The organism is Actinomadura oligospora ATCC 43269 (assembly GCF_000518265.1).
In the GTDB taxonomy this organism is placed as follows: domain Bacteria; phylum Actinomycetota; class Actinomycetes; order Streptosporangiales; family Streptosporangiaceae; genus Spirillospora; species Spirillospora oligospora.
This window is the reverse complement of record NZ_JADG01000009.1, coordinates 176,615-193,720: the sequence shown is the minus strand read 5'-3', so window position 1 is coordinate 193,720 and position 17,106 is coordinate 176,615. Positions and strand designations below refer to the sequence as shown.

The 17,106-nt window shown below is 74.9% G+C and carries 1 protein-coding gene; it reads left to right on the top strand.

The features are described from left to right. The first annotated feature begins 6 nt into the window (after positions 1-6). Positions 7-17,103, top strand: coding sequence for a non-ribosomal peptide synthetase (locus P696_RS45585; protein WP_084337528.1), 17,097 nt, complete (start codon positions 7-9; stop codon positions 17,101-17,103). Positions 17,104-17,106 lie beyond the last annotated feature (3 nt).

Here is a 17,106-nt window from a genome sequence, read left to right as displayed (position 1 = left end):
TGGAAGATGTCTGATCCGTTGTCGCCTGCGCAGACGCGGTTCTGGTTCCTCGACCGGCTGGACGCGGGCGGCGGGCACCACGGCGTCCGGGTGGCGCTGCGGTTGCGCGGCGACCTGGACGCCGCGGCCCTGAGCGCGGCTATGGGCGACCTGGCCCGCCGCCACGAGGTCCTGCGGACGCTGTTCCCCGAGGACGACGGCGTTCCGGGGACGCGCGTGCCGCCGGACCTCCCGCCGGCGCCGGATGTCCGGGACATTGTCCCGGAGGAGCTGGACGGGCGGGTGGCCGAGGCGGCCGGACGGGGGTTCGACCTCACCTCCGAGCCGCCGCTGCGCGCCGAACTGCTGCGGGTGGGGCCGCGTGAGCACGTGCTGGTCCTGGTCGTCCACCGGATCGCCGCGGACGAGGCGTCGGCGTCCGTGCTGGCCCGCGACCTGGCCACGGCCTACGCCGCGCGGCGTGACGGCCGGGATCCGGGGTGGGGGCCTTCGCGGTTCGGCGAGCACGCGGCGCGGCGGCTCGCCGAACGGGCCGGATCGGCGGACGCCGACCTCGCCTTCTGGACGACGGCGCTGGCCGGGCTGCCGGACGGGCTCGTCCTGCCCGCCGACCGGCCCCGTCCCGCGGTCGCGTCCCGTGCCGCCGGGCGGGTCGCTTTCGCGGCGCCTCCGGGCGTCGAGGGCGCCGAGGCGAGGGCCGCGCTCGCGGTCCTGCTGTCGCGGCTCGGCGCGGGCGACGACATCCCGGTCGGGGTGGCCGTGGACGGCCGTGACGCGACCGGCGCCGCGCTGGTCGGGCCGTTCACCGACTGGACGGTCAGCCGGATCGGCGTCCCCGGCGGCGGGACGTTCGGCGAGCTCGCCGTACGGGTCCGCGACGCGGAGCGGGCCGCCCTGCCGCACCGGGGCACGCCGTTCGCCGGGCTCGTCGAGCTGCTGGCCCCGGCCCGGTCGCGCGCCCGGCACCCCCTGTTCCAGGTCGGCCTGGACGTCGGCGGGCCCGGCCGTCCCCGGTGGGAACTCGCCGGCCTGGACATCGCCGAGATCCCCGCCGGACCGGAGCACACCGACCTCGACCTGCGGTTCCGGCTCGCGGGACACGACAGCGAGCTGACCTACGCCACCGACCTGTTCGACCACGGCACGGCCCGTTCCCTCGCCGGACGGCTGGCCCGGCTCCTGGAACGCTTCACCGCCGACCCGTCCCTGCGCCTCGGCGGCCCGGACCTGCTCGAACGCGCGGAGCACCAGCGCGTGACCGTGGACTGGAACGCGACCGGACGGCCCCGGGCGGACCGGGACACCCCGCCCAGGACGCTCCCGGAGATGTTCGGACGCCAGGCCGCCCGCACCCCGGACGCGACGGCGGTCGGGGCCGCCGACGGACTCTGGACCTACGCCGAGCTCGACGCCGCCGCCAACCGCGTCGCCCGGCTGCTGATCGCGCGGGGCGTCGGGCCGGAGCAGGTCGTCGCCGTCGCCATGCCCCGGTCGGTGTGGATGGTGGCCGCCGTCCTCGGCGTGCTGAAGGCCGGCGCCGCCTACCTGCCGATCGACCCCGCCCATCCGGCGGCGCGCGTCGCCCGCACCCTCGAGGACGCGCGGCCCGCGCTGGTCCTCGGTGTCTCCGGCTCCGGCATCGACGTTCCGCGCGTCGATCTGGACGATCCCGCGAGCGGTCTGGAGACCTTCCCGTCCACCCCGCCGGACGACACCGACCGGGTCGTCCCGCTCGCCCCGGACCATCCCGCGTACGTCCTCTACACCTCCGGGTCGACGGGCAGGCCCAAGGGCGTGGTCGTGTCCCACCGGTCGGTGGTGGACTACCTGCGGTTCAGCATCCGCGCCTACCCTGCGGCGGACGGCGCCGCGATCGTGCCGAGCCCGCTGGCGTTCGACCTCACCGTGACGGGCCTCTACACGCCGCTGATGACCGGGGGGCGGATCGAGCTGACCGGCCTCGACGCGCCCGCGCCCGCGGCCCTGGAACGGCTGCGCGCCGAGCCCGCCACGTTCATGAAGGTCACCCCGAGCCACCTGTCGGTGCTGACCGACCTGCCGGACGAGCTGTCCCCGACGCGCGACCTGGTCGTCGGCGGCGAGGCGCTGTTCGGCGAGGCCCTCCGGGAATGGCGGGCCCGGCATCCGGACGCCCGGGTGGTCAACGCCTACGGGCCGACCGAGCTGACCGTCAACTGCGCCCAGCACGTCATCGAACCCGGCGAGGACGTCGGTCCCGGCCCGGTCCCGATCGGCCGTCCGATGGACGACACCCAGGTCTACGTCCTGGACCGCTTCCTGCGTCCCGTCCCGCCCGGCGCGACCGGCGAGCTGTACGTCGCGGGCACCGGCCTGGCCCGCGGCTACCTGCGCGCGCCCGGCCTCACCGCCGAGCGGTTCGTCGCGTGCCCGTTCACCCCGGGCCGCATGTACCGGACGGGCGACCTGGCCCGCTGGACGGCCGATGGCGAGCTGGTCTTCGCCGGACGCGCGGACGACCAGGTGAAGGTCCGCGGCTTCCGGATCGAGCCGCGCGAGGTCGAGGCGGCGCTCACCGCGCATCCCGGCGTCCGCCGGGCCGCCGTCGTCGCCCGTGAGGACCGTCCCGGCGACCGGCGGCTGGTCGCCTACGCGGTTCCCGCCGCCTCCGGGGACGTCGTGGGACTCGACGCGGCGGGGCTGCGGGACTTCGTCGCCGGACGGCTGCCGGAGCACATGGTGCCGTCCGCCGTCGTCCTGGTGGACGACCTGCCGCTCACCGTCAACGGCAAGCTCGACGTGTCCGCGCTTCCCGCCCCGGTTCCCGACCGGGGCGACGCTTCGTCGTCCCGGGCGCCGCGCACCGCCGCCGAGGAGATCGTGTGCGGGCTCGTCGCCGACGTGCTCGGCCTGGAGCGGGTCGGCCCCGACGACGGCTTCTTCGACCTGGGCGGCGACTCGCTGCAGGCGATGCGGCTGGCGGCCCGGCTCGGAGCCGCGCTGCCCACCGCCCTCACCGTCGCCGACGTCTTCGCCGCCCGCACCCCCGCCGGGCTCGCCGCCCTCGCCTCCGCCGAGACCGCGGGGGAACGTGTCCCGCTGCGGGCGGCGGACCGTCCCGAACGGGTGCCGCTGTCGTACGCGCAGGCGCGCATGTGGTTCCTCAACCGGCTGGAGGACGCGGGGGCCGTGTACAACGTGCCCCTGGCCGTGCGCCTGCGCGGACACCTGGACCCGACCGCGCTCGAAGCGGCCCTGGGCGACCTCGAGGACCGGCACGAGACCCTCCGCACCGTCTTCCCCGACGACGAGGGCGTGCCCTGGCAGCGGGTGCTCACCGGCGCGCGTCCACGCCTCGTCCGGCACGACCTGCCCGGCGAGGACCCCGCCGGGCGGATCGCCGAGATCTGCGGGCGGGGGTTCGACCTGTCCGCCGCCCCGCCCTGGCGCGCGGAACTGCTGCGGCTCGGCCCGGACGAGCACCTGCTGGTGATCGTCGTGCATCACATCGCCGCCGACGCCTGGTCGACGGGGGTGCTGGTCCACGACCTGTCGGCGGCCTACGCGGCACGGCTGGACGGAGCGGCGCCCGCGTGGGAGCCGCTGCCGGTCCAGTACGCCGACCACGCGCTCTGGCAGCGGGACCGGCTGGGCGACGAGAACGACCCGGACGGCGCGCTGCGCGGGCGGCTCGAGCACTGGCGGGCCGCCCTGTCCGGACTGCCCGAGGAGATCGCGCTGCCCGCCGACCGGCCCCGGTCGTCCGCCACCGGGTCCCCGGCCGGACGGGTCGCCCTCACCGTGGACGCCGCGACCCGCGACCGCCTGGCCCTGGTCGCGCGGCGTGGCCGGTCGACGCTGTTCATGGTCGTCCAGGCGGCGCTGGCGGCGCTCCTGTCACGGCTCGGCGCGGGCGCCGACGTGCCGCTCGGGACGGTCGTCGCCGGACGGGACGACCCCGCGCTCGACGGCCTGGTCGGCTCGTTCGTCAACACGCTGGTGCTGCGCGCCGACCTGAGCGGCGACCCGTCCTTCTCCGACCTGCTGAGCCGGGTCCGGGACACCGACCTGGCCGCCTTCGCGCACCAGGACGTCCCGTTCGAACGGCTCGTGGACGAGCTGGCCCCGGCCCGGTCGATCGGCCGGCACCCGCTCTTCCAGGTGATGTTCGCCTACCAGAACGCCCCCGAAGGGGTCTGGGACCTGCCCGGCCTGTGCGCGGAGCCGGTCCGGCTCGGCGCGGTCCAGGGCTCGAAGTTCGATCTGCTCTTCAACGTCGGCGACACCCCCGACGGCCTCGACGGGTTCCTCGAGTACGCCACCGACCGCTTCGACCCGTCCACCGCCCAAACCCTGGTGGCGCGCCTGCTGCGCGTCCTGGAGCAGGTGGCCGACGACCCCTCGGTGAAGGTCGCGGACCTCGCCGTCCTCACCGGACCCGAACGTGCGCAGGTGGTGCGCGAATGGAACGACACGGCGGTTCCGGTGCCGGATGTGTCGTTGGTGGAGTTGTTCGAGGAGCGTGTGGCCGGGGCGCCGGACGCGGTCGCGGTGGTGTCGGGTGAGACGCGCTGGACGTATGCGGAGCTCGACGCCGAGGCCGATCGCGTCGCGCACGCCTTGGCCGAGTGCGGTGTCCGGCCGGGGGCGTCGGTGGCGCTGCTGTTGCCGCGTTCGGCGTGGATGGTCGCGGCGATCGTGGGTGTGGTGAAGGCGGGCGCGGCGTACGTGCCGGTGGACGTCGACTCCCCGGCGGACCGCGTGGCCTACGTCCTGGCCGACGCGCGTCCGGCGGCCGTGGTGGGCACCGAGCGGACACTCGCCGGGCTCCCGGCGGACGCACCCGCCCGCGTCTCCCTGGACACCGGACTCGCCGACGCCGAGGTCCCCCCGACCGGCATTCGGACGCCCGGCGCGGCTCCCGCGTATGTGATTTACACGTCGGGGTCGACGGGGCGTCCGAAGGGTGTGGTGGTGCCGCAGTCAAATGTGGTCGCGTTGGTGTGTGCGGCTGCTGGGCAGTTTGGTTTCGGTGCTGGTGATGTGTGGTCGTTGTTCCATTCGTATGCGTTCGACTTTTCGGTGTGGGAGTTGTGGGGCCCGCTGCTGACGGGTGGGCGTGTCGTGGTGGTGGATTTCGAGACGAGTCGTTCGCCGGAACGGTTCGCTTCGTTGCTGGTGGATGAGCAGGTGACGGTGCTGAGCCAGACGCCGTCGGCGTTCTACCAGCTGATGCCGGTGGCGTCGGACGGCTTGGCATTGAGGTATGTGGTGTTCGGCGGCGAAGCCCTGGAACCGGGCCGCCTGGCTCCCTGGTACGCGCGTTTCGACGACGACGCTCCCTCACTGGTGAACATGTATGGAATCACCGAGACGACGGTTCACGTCACCGAGTTCGGATTGGATGAGGAATCGGCTGCTGCGGGGGTGGGAAGTGTGATTGGGCGTCCGCTTCCGAATACGCAGGTGTTTCTGCTGGACGAGTTCTTGCAGCCGGTTCCGCCGGGTGTGACGGGGGAGATGTTCGTTGCGGGGCGTGGGCTGGCTCAGGGGTATTTGGGGCGGGCCGGGCTGACTGCCGGACGGTTCGTGGCGTGTCCGTTCGGTGTTTCCGGGGAGCGGATGTATCGGACCGGTGACCTGGCGCATTGGACCGTCGGCGGGGAGCTGGTGTTCGACGGGCGGGCCGACGACCAGGTGAAGATCCGGGGGTTCCGGATCGAACCCGGCGAGATCGAGGCGACGCTGGCCGAGCACGAGCAGGTCGGACAGGTCGCGGTGGTGGCGCGGGACGGACGCCTGGTCGCCTACGTCGTGCCCAGTCGCGACGGCCTGGACGAGCGGCAACTGCGGCACTTCGCCGCCGGGCGGCTGCCCGAGCACATGGTCCCGGCGGCCGTTGTCGCGCTGCCGGAGATCCCGATGACGGCGAACGGGAAGCTCGACCGCGCCGCGCTGCCTGCCCCCGACTACGCCGGGCGCGCCACCACCGGCCGAGGACCGCGGACGCCCCTGGAAGAGATCGTGTGCGGCGTGTTCGCCGAGGTCCTCGGCCTGGACCAGGTCGGCGTGGACGACGGGTTCTTCGAACTCGGCGGGGACTCCCTGCTCGCCATGCGCCTGATCACCCGGCTGCGGGACGTGGTCGGCGCCGACATCGGCGTCCGCGCGCTGTTCGCCGCGCCGACCCCCGGCGCGGTGGCGGCGCTCGCGGAGGACCCGGGCTCCGGCACGCGCGCGGAGCCGCTCGCGGCCCGGCCGCGGCCCGAGACCGTCCCGCTGTCGTCCGCGCAACGGCGTATGTGGTTCCTCAACCGGCTCGCGGACCAGGAGGCGGCCTACAACGTCCGGCTGCCGCTGCGGCTGACGGGCGACCTGGACGTGGCGGCGCTGGAGGCCGCGCTCGCCGACGTCGCCGAACGGCACGAGGTGTTGCGCACCGTCTTCCCCGACCGGGACGGCGTCCCGCACCAGAGGGTCCTGCCGCCCCAGGAGGGACGGCCCGTCCTCGGCGTCCACGAGGTCGCCGCCGACCAGGTCGACGCGCGCGTCGCGGAGCTGACCGGCCGGGGGTTCGACGTGTCCGCCGCACCGCCGTGGAAGGCGGACCTGCTGCGGATCGCCCCGGACGCGCACGTGCTCGTCCTGGTCGTCCACCACATCGCGGCCGACGCCTGGTCGGTGGACGTCCTGGCCCGCGACCTGGCCACCGCCTACGCGGCGCGCCGCCAGGGCGAGGCGCCCGGCTGGGCGCCGCTGCCCGTCCAGGTCGCCGACCACGCGCTGTGGCGGCGCGCCACCCTCGGGGACGAGGACGACCCGGACAGCGCGCTCGGCGCGCAGCTCGGGCACTGGCGCACGGCGCTGGCCGGGCTGCCCGCCGAACTCGCCCTGCCCTACGACCGGCCGCGCCCGGCCGTCCCGGCGCGGCGGGGCGGACAGGTCGCGTTCGACATCGACGCCGCCACGCACGCCGCGCTGCTGGACGTCGCCCGGCGGCACCGCGCCACGCCGTTCATGGTCCTGCAGGCGGCGCTGGCGGTGCTGCTGTCCCGGCTCGGCGCGGGCGAGGACGTCCCCGTCGGCACGATCGTCACCGGCCGGGACGACTCCCGCCTGGACGACCTGGTCGGCTTCTTCAGCAACACCCTCGTGCTCCGCGCCGACCTGGGCGGGGACCCGACGTTCGGCGAGCTGCTGGAGCGCGTCCGCGAGACCGACCTCGCGGCCTACGCCCACCAGGACGTCCCGTTCGAACGGCTCGTGGAGGAGCTGGCCCCGGCCCGCTCGCTGGCCCGGCACCCGCTGTTCCAGGTGTCGCTCGGCCTGCGCGACGGCCGCGAGACCCGCTGGGAACTGGCCGGGCTCGGCGTCGAGCGGCTTCCCGTCGACACCGAGATCGTCAAGTTCGACCTGTCCTTCGGCTTCGCGGCCGTCGACCGCGACGGGACCCACGGGCTCCGGGGCACGCTGCTGTTCGCCGCCGACCTGTTCGACCGGGGGACCGCGCGGCGGATCGCCGACCGGTTCGTCCGTGCCCTGCGGCAGGTCACGGCCGACCCGGAGCGTCCGGTCGGCGACGTCGACGTGCTGACCCGCGCGGAACGGCGGCTCATCGTCGCCCGAGGAGAGGACCCCGGCCCCGCGCCCGCCGGGGCGACGGCCCGCGACCTGATCGAGGCGCGGGCGGCCGGAGCGCCCGCGGCGGTGGCCGTGGAGGCGGGCGACCTCCGCTGGACCCACGGCGAGCTGGACGCCGCCGCGAACCGGATCGCCGCCCGCCTCGCCGAGGCCGGTGTCGGCCGCGGGGACCGCGTGGGCGTCACGGCGGAACGCTCGGCCGAGCTGGTCGCGGCGCTGCTCGCCGTCTGGAAGGCCGGTGCCGCCTACGTTCCGGTGGATCCGTCCTGGCCCGCGCCGCGCCGCGCGATGGTGCTCGAGGGGACCGGGGCCGCGATCGTGCTGGCGGGCCCGGGCCTGGAAGAGCAGGCCCCCGAAGGGGCGCGCGTCCTGGTCCTGGGGGAGTGGGTTCGGGCGGGCGAGGCGCGTCCCGTGCGGGTCCCGCTCGCTCCGGACGACCTGGCGTACGTCATGTACACGTCCGGGTCGACCGGTGTCCCGAAGGGCGTCGCGGTGACCCACGAAGGGCTCGCGGCGCTCGTCGCGGACCCGTGGTGGGGCCTGGGCGAGTCCTCCCGGATCCTCGCGCACGCGCCGTACGGGTTCGACGCGTCCGTGCTGGAGCTGTGGGTGCCGCTGGCCGCGGGCGGGCAGATCGTGCTCGCGCCGCCCGGCGACCTGGACGCGCACGCGCTGCCCGCGCTGGTCACCGGCGCCGGACTCACCCACGTGCACGTCACGGCGGGCATGTTCCGGGTGCTCGCCGACGAGGCCCCGGGCTGCTTCGCCGCCCTCGACGAGGTGCTGACCGGCGGCGACGTCGTCCCGACGGCCTCGGTCGCCGCGGTCCGGGCCGCCTGCCCGGACACCCTCGTCCGGCACCTGTACGGCCCGACCGAGATCACCCTGTGCGCGACCGGCCACGTCGTGACCACCGCCGACGCCGCGCCGCTGCCGATCGGCCGCCCGCTGAACGGAACGCGGGTGTTCGTCCTCGACTCCCGGCTCCGTCCGGTGCCGCCCGGCGTCGTCGGCGAGCTGTACGTCGCGGGCAGCGGCCTCGCGCGCGGCTACCTCGGCCGCGCCGCGCTGACCGCCGAACGCTTCGTGGCGTGCCCCTTCGCCGCCGGGCGCATGTACCGGACGGGCGACCTGGCCCGCTGGACGCCGGACGGCGCGCTGGTCTTCGCCGGACGCGGCGACGAGCAGGTGAAGATCCGCGGGTTCCGGATCGAGCCGGGGGAGGTCGAGGCCGTCCTCGCCGCGCACGACGCCGTCGCCGGGGTCGCCGTGATCGCCCGCGAGGACCGTCCGGGGGACAAACGCCTGGTCGCCTACGTGGTGGCGGCCGGTGGGGACGGCGACGGCGGACCGGCCGTCGATGCCGTCGCCCTGCGCCGGTTCGTCGCCGGGCGGCTGCCGGAGTACATGGTCCCGGCCGCGGTCGTCGCCGTCCCGGAACTGCCGGTGACGCCGAACGGCAAGCTCGACCGCGCCGCCCTGCCCGCCCCCGGCCACGCCGCGACGGCGGGCCGCGAACCGCGCACCGCCGTGGAGGAGATCGCCTGCGGCCTGTTCGCCGAGGTCCTCGGCCTCGACCGGGTGGGCGTGGACGACGGGTTCTTCGACCTCGGCGGCGACTCCCTGCTGGCGATGCGGCTGGTCGCGCGCGTGCGCGCGGCCCTCGGCGCCGACCTGAGCGTCACCGACGTGTTCGAGGACCCGACCCCCGCCGGACTCGTCGCCCTGACGGGCCTGGGCGGGCCCGGCGCGTCCGGCCCCGCCCTCGCGCCCCGTCCGCGCCGCGAGCCGACGCCGCCGTCCTACGCCCAGGCCCGCATGTGGTTCCTCAACCGGCTGGAGGACGCGGGCGGCCTCTACAACGTGCCGGTAGCCGTCCGGCTTCGGGGTGAACTGGACGTCTCGGCGCTCGAAGCGGCGATCCGGGATGTGGCCGACCGGCACGAGGTCCTCCGCACCGTCCTCCCCGATCACGACGGCGAACCGTGCCAGCGGGTCCTGACCGGGCCGGAGGCGTACCCGGCGCTCGTCGTGCGCGAGGTCGGCGAACATGACCTGGGCGACGCGCTCCGGGAGGCGGCCGGGCGCGGCTTCGACCTCGGCCTCGAGCCGCCCTGGCGGGTGGGACTGTGGCGGCTCGCCCCCGCCGAGGACACCACCGCGGTCGAGCACGTGCTGATGGTGGTCGTGCACCACGTCGCGGCCGACGGCTGGTCGATGGGCGTCCTCGCCCGTGACCTGTCCGCCGCGTACGCGGCACGGCGCGGGGGCGCGGCGCCGGACTGGGCGCCGCTGCCCGTCCAGTACGCCGACTACGCGCTGTGGCAGCGCGAGGTCGTGGGCGACGAGGACGACCCCGGCAGCCTCGTCGCCACGCAGCTCGCCCACTGGCGCACCACGCTCGCCGGAGCCCCCGACCTCCTCGAACCGCCCGCCGACCGTCCCCGCCCGGCGGTCGCGACCCACCAGGGCGGCCACGTCGCGTTCGACCTCGCCCCGGACACCCTCGAAGCGCTCAACGGTCTGGCCCGGCGCAACCGGACGACCCTGTTCATGGTCGTCCAGGCCGCGCTCGCGGCGCTGCTGTCGGGACTGGGCGCGGGCGACGACATCCCCGTCGGCACCGCCGTCGCCGGACGCGGCGAACCCGCGCTGGACGGGCTCGTCGGGTTCTTCGCCAACACGCTGGTGCTGCGCACCGACGTGAGCGGCGACCCGACCTTCGGCGAGCTGCTGGAGCGCGTCCGCGAGACCGACCTCGCCGCGTACGCCCACCAGGACGTCCCCTTCGAACGGCTCGTCCAGGAGCTGGCCCCGAGCCGGTCGCTGGCCCACCATCCCCTGTTCCAGGTGTCGCTGGGCGTCCAGGACCTCCCCGCGGCCGACTGGGACCTCGCGGGCACGACCGCCGTCGAGATCCCCGTGGACACCGGCGCGGTGAAGTTCGACCTGACCTTCACCCTGTCCGGGACGCGCGGCACGGTCGCCTACGCCGCCGACCTGTTCGACGCGTCCACCGCGAGGCTGCTGGCCGACCGGCTGGTGCGCGTCCTGGAGCAGGTCTCGGACGACCCGGCGGCCCGCGTCGGCGCGCTCGACATGCTCACCGCCGACGAGCGGCGGCGCGTGGTCACCGACTGGAACCGGACGGGCCGCCCGATACCCGTTCCCGCAGTGCCCGAACTCCTCGAACGGTGGGAGCGCGAGACGCCGTCCGCGACCGCCGTCACCGCCGACGCCGTCCACTGGACCCACGCCGGGCTCGCCGCCGAGGCCGGACGGATCGCGACGCTGCTGGCCGAGCACGGCGTGCGACGCGGCGACCGGGTCGGCGTCGCCCTGGAACGCTCGGCCGAACTGGTCGCGGCGCTGCTGGGAGTGTGGCGGGCGGGCGCGGCCTACGTCCCGATCGACGCCGGTCAACCGGCCGAACGCGTCGCCCACCTGCTCGCCGACGCGTCCCCGTCCGTCGTTCTCGGCACGGCGGCGACTCTGAGCGCGCTCCCGGACGTCCACGCCGGTCGGCTGATCGACGTCGCGGCCTCCCCGGGCGGCCCCGTCCGCCCACCGGTGCCGGTCACGGGCGACGACCTGGCGTATGTCATGTTCACGTCGGGGTCGACCGGCGTCCCGAAGGGCGTCGCGGTCACGCACGCGGCCGTGGCGTCGCTGGTGTCGGACCCGTGGTGGGGGATGGACGGGTCCGCGAGCGTCCTGATGCACGCGCCGTTCGCGTTCGACGCCTCGCTGTTCGAGCTGTGGGTGCCGCTCGCGCACGGCGGGCGGGTCGTGGTCGCACCGCCCGGCGAGGTGGACGCGGCCGTCCTGCGCGACGTGGCGGAACGGCACGGGATGACGCACGTCCATGTCACGGCGGGCATGTTCCGGGTCCTGGCCGATGAGGACCCGGAGTGTCTCGCCTCGCTGAGCGAGGTGCTGACCGGTGGTGACGTTGTGCCGCCGTCGGCGGTGGCGCGTGTCCGTGAGGCGTGTCCTGAGCTGGTCGTGCGGCATTTGTACGGGCCGACGGAGATCACGTTGTGCGCGACGGGTCACACGGTCGGCTCGGGTGGTGTGGGTGTGTTGCCGATCGGTGGTCCGTTGGCGAACACGCGGGTGTTCGTCCTGGATCGTTTCCTGCGTCCGGTGGCTCCGGGTGTTGTGGGCGAGCTGTATGTGGCCGGTGCAGGGCTGGCACGTGGATATCTCGGACGTGCTGCGCTGACGGCGGAGCGGTTCGTGGCGTGCCCGTTCGGCGGTGGCCGGATGTATCGGACCGGGGACTTGGTTCGGTGGACGGGCGATGGCGAGTTGGTGTTCGCGGGTCGTGCGGACGAGCAGGTGAAGATCCGTGGTTTCCGGGTGGAGCCGGGTGAGGTCGAAGCCGTGCTGGCCGGTCATGAGGCGGTCGGGCAGGTCGCGGTCATCGCTCGTGAGGACCGTCCGGGGGAGAAGCGGCTGGTCGCCTACGTGGTCGCCGATGCCGCGCCGGAGGAGTTGCGGAGGTTCGTGGCTGAGCGGCTGCCGGAGTACATGGTCCCCTCGGCCGTGATTGCGCTCGACGTCCTACCGGTCACGGTGAACGGCAAGCTCGACCGGGCCGCACTTCCCGCGCCCGATCTGGCCGCCCCGGGTTCGGCGCGTGAGCCGCGCACGGCGGTCGAGGAGATCGTCTGCGGGCTGTTCGCCGAGGTCCTGGGCGTGGAACGGGTCGGCCCCGACGACGGGTTCTTCGACCTGGGCGGCGACTCCCTGCTCGCGATGCGCCTCGTGGCCCGGATCCGCGCCGTCCTGGACGCCGAGATCACGATCCGCGAGCTGTTCGGCTCGCCGAGCCCGGCGGGCGTGGCCGCCCTGACCCGGCGGGACGCCGCCCGGCGTCCGGTCCTGGCGGCCAGGCAGCGCCCCGAACGCGTCCCCCTGTCGTCCGCCCAGCTGCGGATGTGGTTCCTCAACCGGCTCGAGGACGCCGACGGCACCTACAACGTCCCATTGGCGCTGCGCGCGCGGGGTGACCTGGACGTCTCCGCGTTGGAGGCGGCGCTGAACGACGTCGCCGACCGGCACGAGACCCTCCGGACGATCCTCCCCGACGTCGAGGGAAACCCGTACCAGCACGTGCTGGAAGGGCCCGCCGCCCGACTGCGCCTCACGATCCACGAGACCGCGGAGGCGGCCGTCGCGGAACGCGTCGCCGACCTGGCCGAGCAGGGCTTCGATCTCGCCACCGAGACGCCGTGGCGGGCGGAACTGCTGCGGATCGCGCCGCGCGACCACGTCCTGGTGGTCGTCGTGCACCACATCGCGGCCGACGGCTGGTCGATGGACGTGCTCGCCCGGGACCTGTCCGCCGCCTACGCGTCCCGCCGCCGCGACGAGGCCCCGCGCTGGACGCCGCTGCCCGTCCAGTACGCCGACTACGCGTTGTGGCAGCGCGAGACGATCGGCGACGAGGACGACGCCGGCAGCCTCCTCCGCACCCAGCTCGACCACTGGCGCGCGGCGCTCGCGGACCTTCCGGCCGAGCTGCCCCTGCCCTACGACCGTCCGCGTCCGGCGGTCGCGAGCCATCGCGGCGGACGCGTCCCCTTCGAGATCGGGCCCGAGACCCACGCCCGCCTGGTCGAGGTGGCACGGCGGGGGAGGGCGACGCTGTTCATGGTCGTCCAGTCGGCGCTGGCGGTGCTGCTGTCGCGGCTCGGCGCGGGCGACGACGTGCCGCTCGGGACGGCGGTGTCCGGACGCGGGGACGCCGCCCTCGACGGCCTCGCCGGATTCTTCGTCAACACCCTGGTGCTGCGGACCGACCTGAGCGGCGACCCCGCCTTCACCGACCTGCTGGAACGGGTCCGCGAGGCCGACCTCGCCGCCTACGTCGGGCAGGACGTCCCCTTCGAGCGCCTGGTGGACGAGCTGGCCCCCGAGCGGTCCCTCGCCCGGCACCCGCTCTTCCAGGTCTCCCTGGGCGTCCAGGATCTGGCGCCCGAACCGTGGACGCTCGCGGACGCGCGCGTGGAGCGGCTGGACGTCGGCACGAACGCGGTGAAGTTCGACCTGTCGTTCAGCCTCACCGCAGCACGCGACGACGACGGCGCGGCCGGGGGGATGCGCGGGTACGTCGCGTACTCGGCCGACCTGTTCGAGCCGGAGACCGTCCGCCTGCTGGCCGACCGGTTCGTCCGCGTGGTGGAGGCGTTCGCCGCCGACCCCGGGCTGCGGCCCAGCGGCGTGCCCGTGCTCACCGCGCGTGAACGCGTCCAGGTGGTCGAGGAGTGGAACGACACCGGACGCCCCGTCGCGTCGCCCCCCGTCCCCGCGCTCGTGGAGCACTGGGCCGTCCGGAACCCGGCGGCGACGGCGGTCGTGGCCGGACGGGCCCGCCGGACCCGAGGTGACCTGGACGCGGCGTCCCGCCGGATCGCCGCGCGGCTGACCGCGTCCGGGGTGCGCCGCGGCGACCGCGTGGGCGTGGAGATGGAGCGGTCGGCCGACCTGGTCGCCGTGCTGCTCGGCGTCTGGCGGGCCGGTGCCGCCTACGTCCCCCTCGACCCCTCCTGGCCCGAGGCGCGGCGCGGGTCCGTGCTCGACCAGACCCGGGTCGCCGCCGTCGTCACGTCCGAGGCCGCCGGGGAGTGGCTGGAATCCGAAACGCCCGAGACCGCTCCGGTCGACGTGGCGCTCTCGGGCGACGACCCGGCCTATGTGATGTTCACGTCCGGGTCGACGGGCGAGCCCAAGGGCGTGACGGTCACGCACGCCGGACTGGCCGCGCTCGTCTCGGACCCCTGGTGGGGACTGGACGAGTCGGCGCGGGTCCTGATGCACGCGCCGTTCGCCTTCGACGCGTCGGTGTTCGAACTGTGGGTGCCGCTGGCCCGCGGCGGACGGGTCGTGGTCGCGCCCCCCGGCGTCGAACTCGACGGGGCCGTCCTGCGCGACCTGGCCGCCGAGCACCGCCTGACGGCCCTGCACGTCACGGCCGGGGCGTTCCGGGTCCTCGCGGACGAGGACCCCGGATCCTTCGCGGGCGTGCCGAACCTGCTGACCGGCGGCGACGTGGTCCCCCCGGCGGCGGTGGCGCGGGTGCGGGAGGCGAACCCGGAGGCGGAGATCCGGCACCTGTACGGGCCGACCGAGATCACCCTGTGCGCGACCGGCCACCTGCTCGCACCTGGCGCGGACGCGGGAGGGGCGCTGCCCATCGGCCGTCCGCTCGCCGACACCCGCGTCTTCGTCCTGGACGAGTTCCTCCGGCCCGTCCCGCCCGGTGCGGTCGGTGAGCTGTACGTGGCGGGCGCGGGTCTGGCGCGCGGTTACCAGAGCCGTCCGGGCCTGACGGGCGAACGGTTCGTGGCGTGCCCGTTCGGCGGCGGCCGGATGTACCGGACGGGTGACCTGGCCCGGTGGACGGGCGGCGGCGAGTTGGTGTTCGCGGGTCGTGCGGACGAGCAGGTGAAGATCCGTGGTTTCCGTGTGGAGCCGGGTGAGGTCGAAGCCGTGCTGGCCGGTCATGAGGCGGTCGGGCAGGTCGCGGTCATCGCTCGTGAGGACCGTCCGGGTGAGAAGCGCCTGGTCGCGTATGTGGTTGCCGATGCCGCGCCGGAGGAGTTGCGGAGGTTCGCGGCTGATCGTCTGCCGGAGTACATGGTGCCGTCGGCCGTGGTGGCGCTGGACGCGCTTCCGGTCACGGTGAACGGCAAGCTCGACCGGGCGGCTCTCCCCGCTCCGGATTTCGCGGGGGCGGTCACCGGCAGGGAGCCGCGAACGGAGCTGGAAGCGGCTTTGTGTGATCTGTTCGCCGGGGTTCTGGGGTTGGAGCGGGTCGGGGTCGAGGACGGGTTCTTCGACCTGGGCGGCGACTCGATCATGTCGATGCAGCTGGTGGCGCGGGCACGGCGCGCGGGCGTGGTGATCAGCGCCCAGGACGTCTTCGAGTTCGTCTCCCCTGCGGGGATCGCGCGGGTCGCCCGGACCGAGAACACCACCCCGCACACCGCCGGGACCGGCGCGGACGGCACCGGAACCGTCCCGCTGACGCCGGTCATGCGATGGCTGGCCGAGGCGGGCGGACCGCGGGCCCTCGCCGGAGACCTGTGCCAGTGGACGGTCACGGACGTGCCGCCCGACCTGACACTCGACCGCCTCGAGGCCGCCCTCCAGGCCGTCCTCGACCATCACGACATGCTGCGGGCCCGGCTCGGCGAGGGAGTGATCGAGGTCGGCCCGGCGGGCTCGGTCGCGGCGGCCGACCTGGTGACCCGCGTCGACGCGTCCACGATGGACGAGGAGGCGCTGGGCAAGGCGGTCGAGACCCACGCGGGCGCCGCCGGCCTGGACGCGCGGCGCGGCCGGGTCCTGCGGCTGGTCTGGCTCGACCGCGGCCCGGCGGTGGCGGGACGGCTCCTGGTCGTCGTGCACCACCTGGTCGCCGACGGCGTGTCGTGGCGGGTCCTGCTCCCCGACCTGGCCGCCGCGTACGAAGCGCTGGCCGACGGCCGTCCGGTCGTGCTGGACCCGGTGACCCAGAGCTTCCGGGCCTGGGCGCGCTGGCTGGACGACCAGACCGCCGCGCGGCGATCCGAACGAGCAGCGTGGACGGCGCTCCTGGACGGCGGCCACGGCCTGCCGGGCGCCCGCGCGGTGGAAGCGGGCCGGGACCGGGAGTCCGCGATGCGCCGCGTCTCCCTCACCGTCCCCGCCGACGTCACCGCCGCGCTCCTCGGAGTGGTCCCCGGCCTGTTCCACGCGGGCGTGAACGAGGTGCTCCTCGCCGGGCTCACCGGAGCCCTGCACGCCTGGAGCGGTGGCGCCGACCGCGGCTTCCTCGTGGACGTCGAGGGGCACGGCCGGTCCGGGGGCGTGGGCGACCTGTCGCGGACGGTCGGCTGGTTCACCTGCGTCTACCCGGTGCGGCTCGCCGCGGGCGACATGCCGCTCGCCGACGTCCGGCGCGGCGGGACCGGGGCGGGCGCGCTGGTCAAACGCGTCAAGGAACAGATGCGCGCCATTCCCGGTGACGGTCTCGGTTATGGACTGCTGCGTTATTCCGATCCCGAGTCGCGGCCGGCGTTGTCCAAATATCCGGCGCCGCAGATCGCGTTCAACTATCTCGGCAGATTCGCCTATGCCACGGGCTCGGGCAGCGGAAACGCCGACCACTGGCAGCCTCGGGCGATGGGCGGGCGCGGCGACGCGGAGATGCCCGCGCTGCACGCCCTGGAGGTGTCGGCGGCGGTGCGGGACCTGTCCGACTGTTCAATTCTGACTCTGTCCCTGGGGTGGTTGCCGGAGATACTCGGTGAGTCCGAGATCGACGAGATCGGGCGGCTGTGGATGGACACGCTCGCCGGAATCGCCGCGCACGCGGAGGACCCCGGGTCCGGCGGCCACACCCCCTCCGACTTCCCCTTGCTCGCCCTGGACCAGGACCAGGTCGAAGAGCTGGAATCCGAATTCGCCGGCGACACAGACAGGGATTGGTGAACG

Bases quoted from the DNA above. Each gene is read 5' to 3' on its own strand.
- P696_RS45585 (WP_084337528.1), top strand. From the start codon at position 7: ATGTCTGATCCGTTGTCGCCTGCGCAGACGCGGTTCTGGTTCCTCGAC.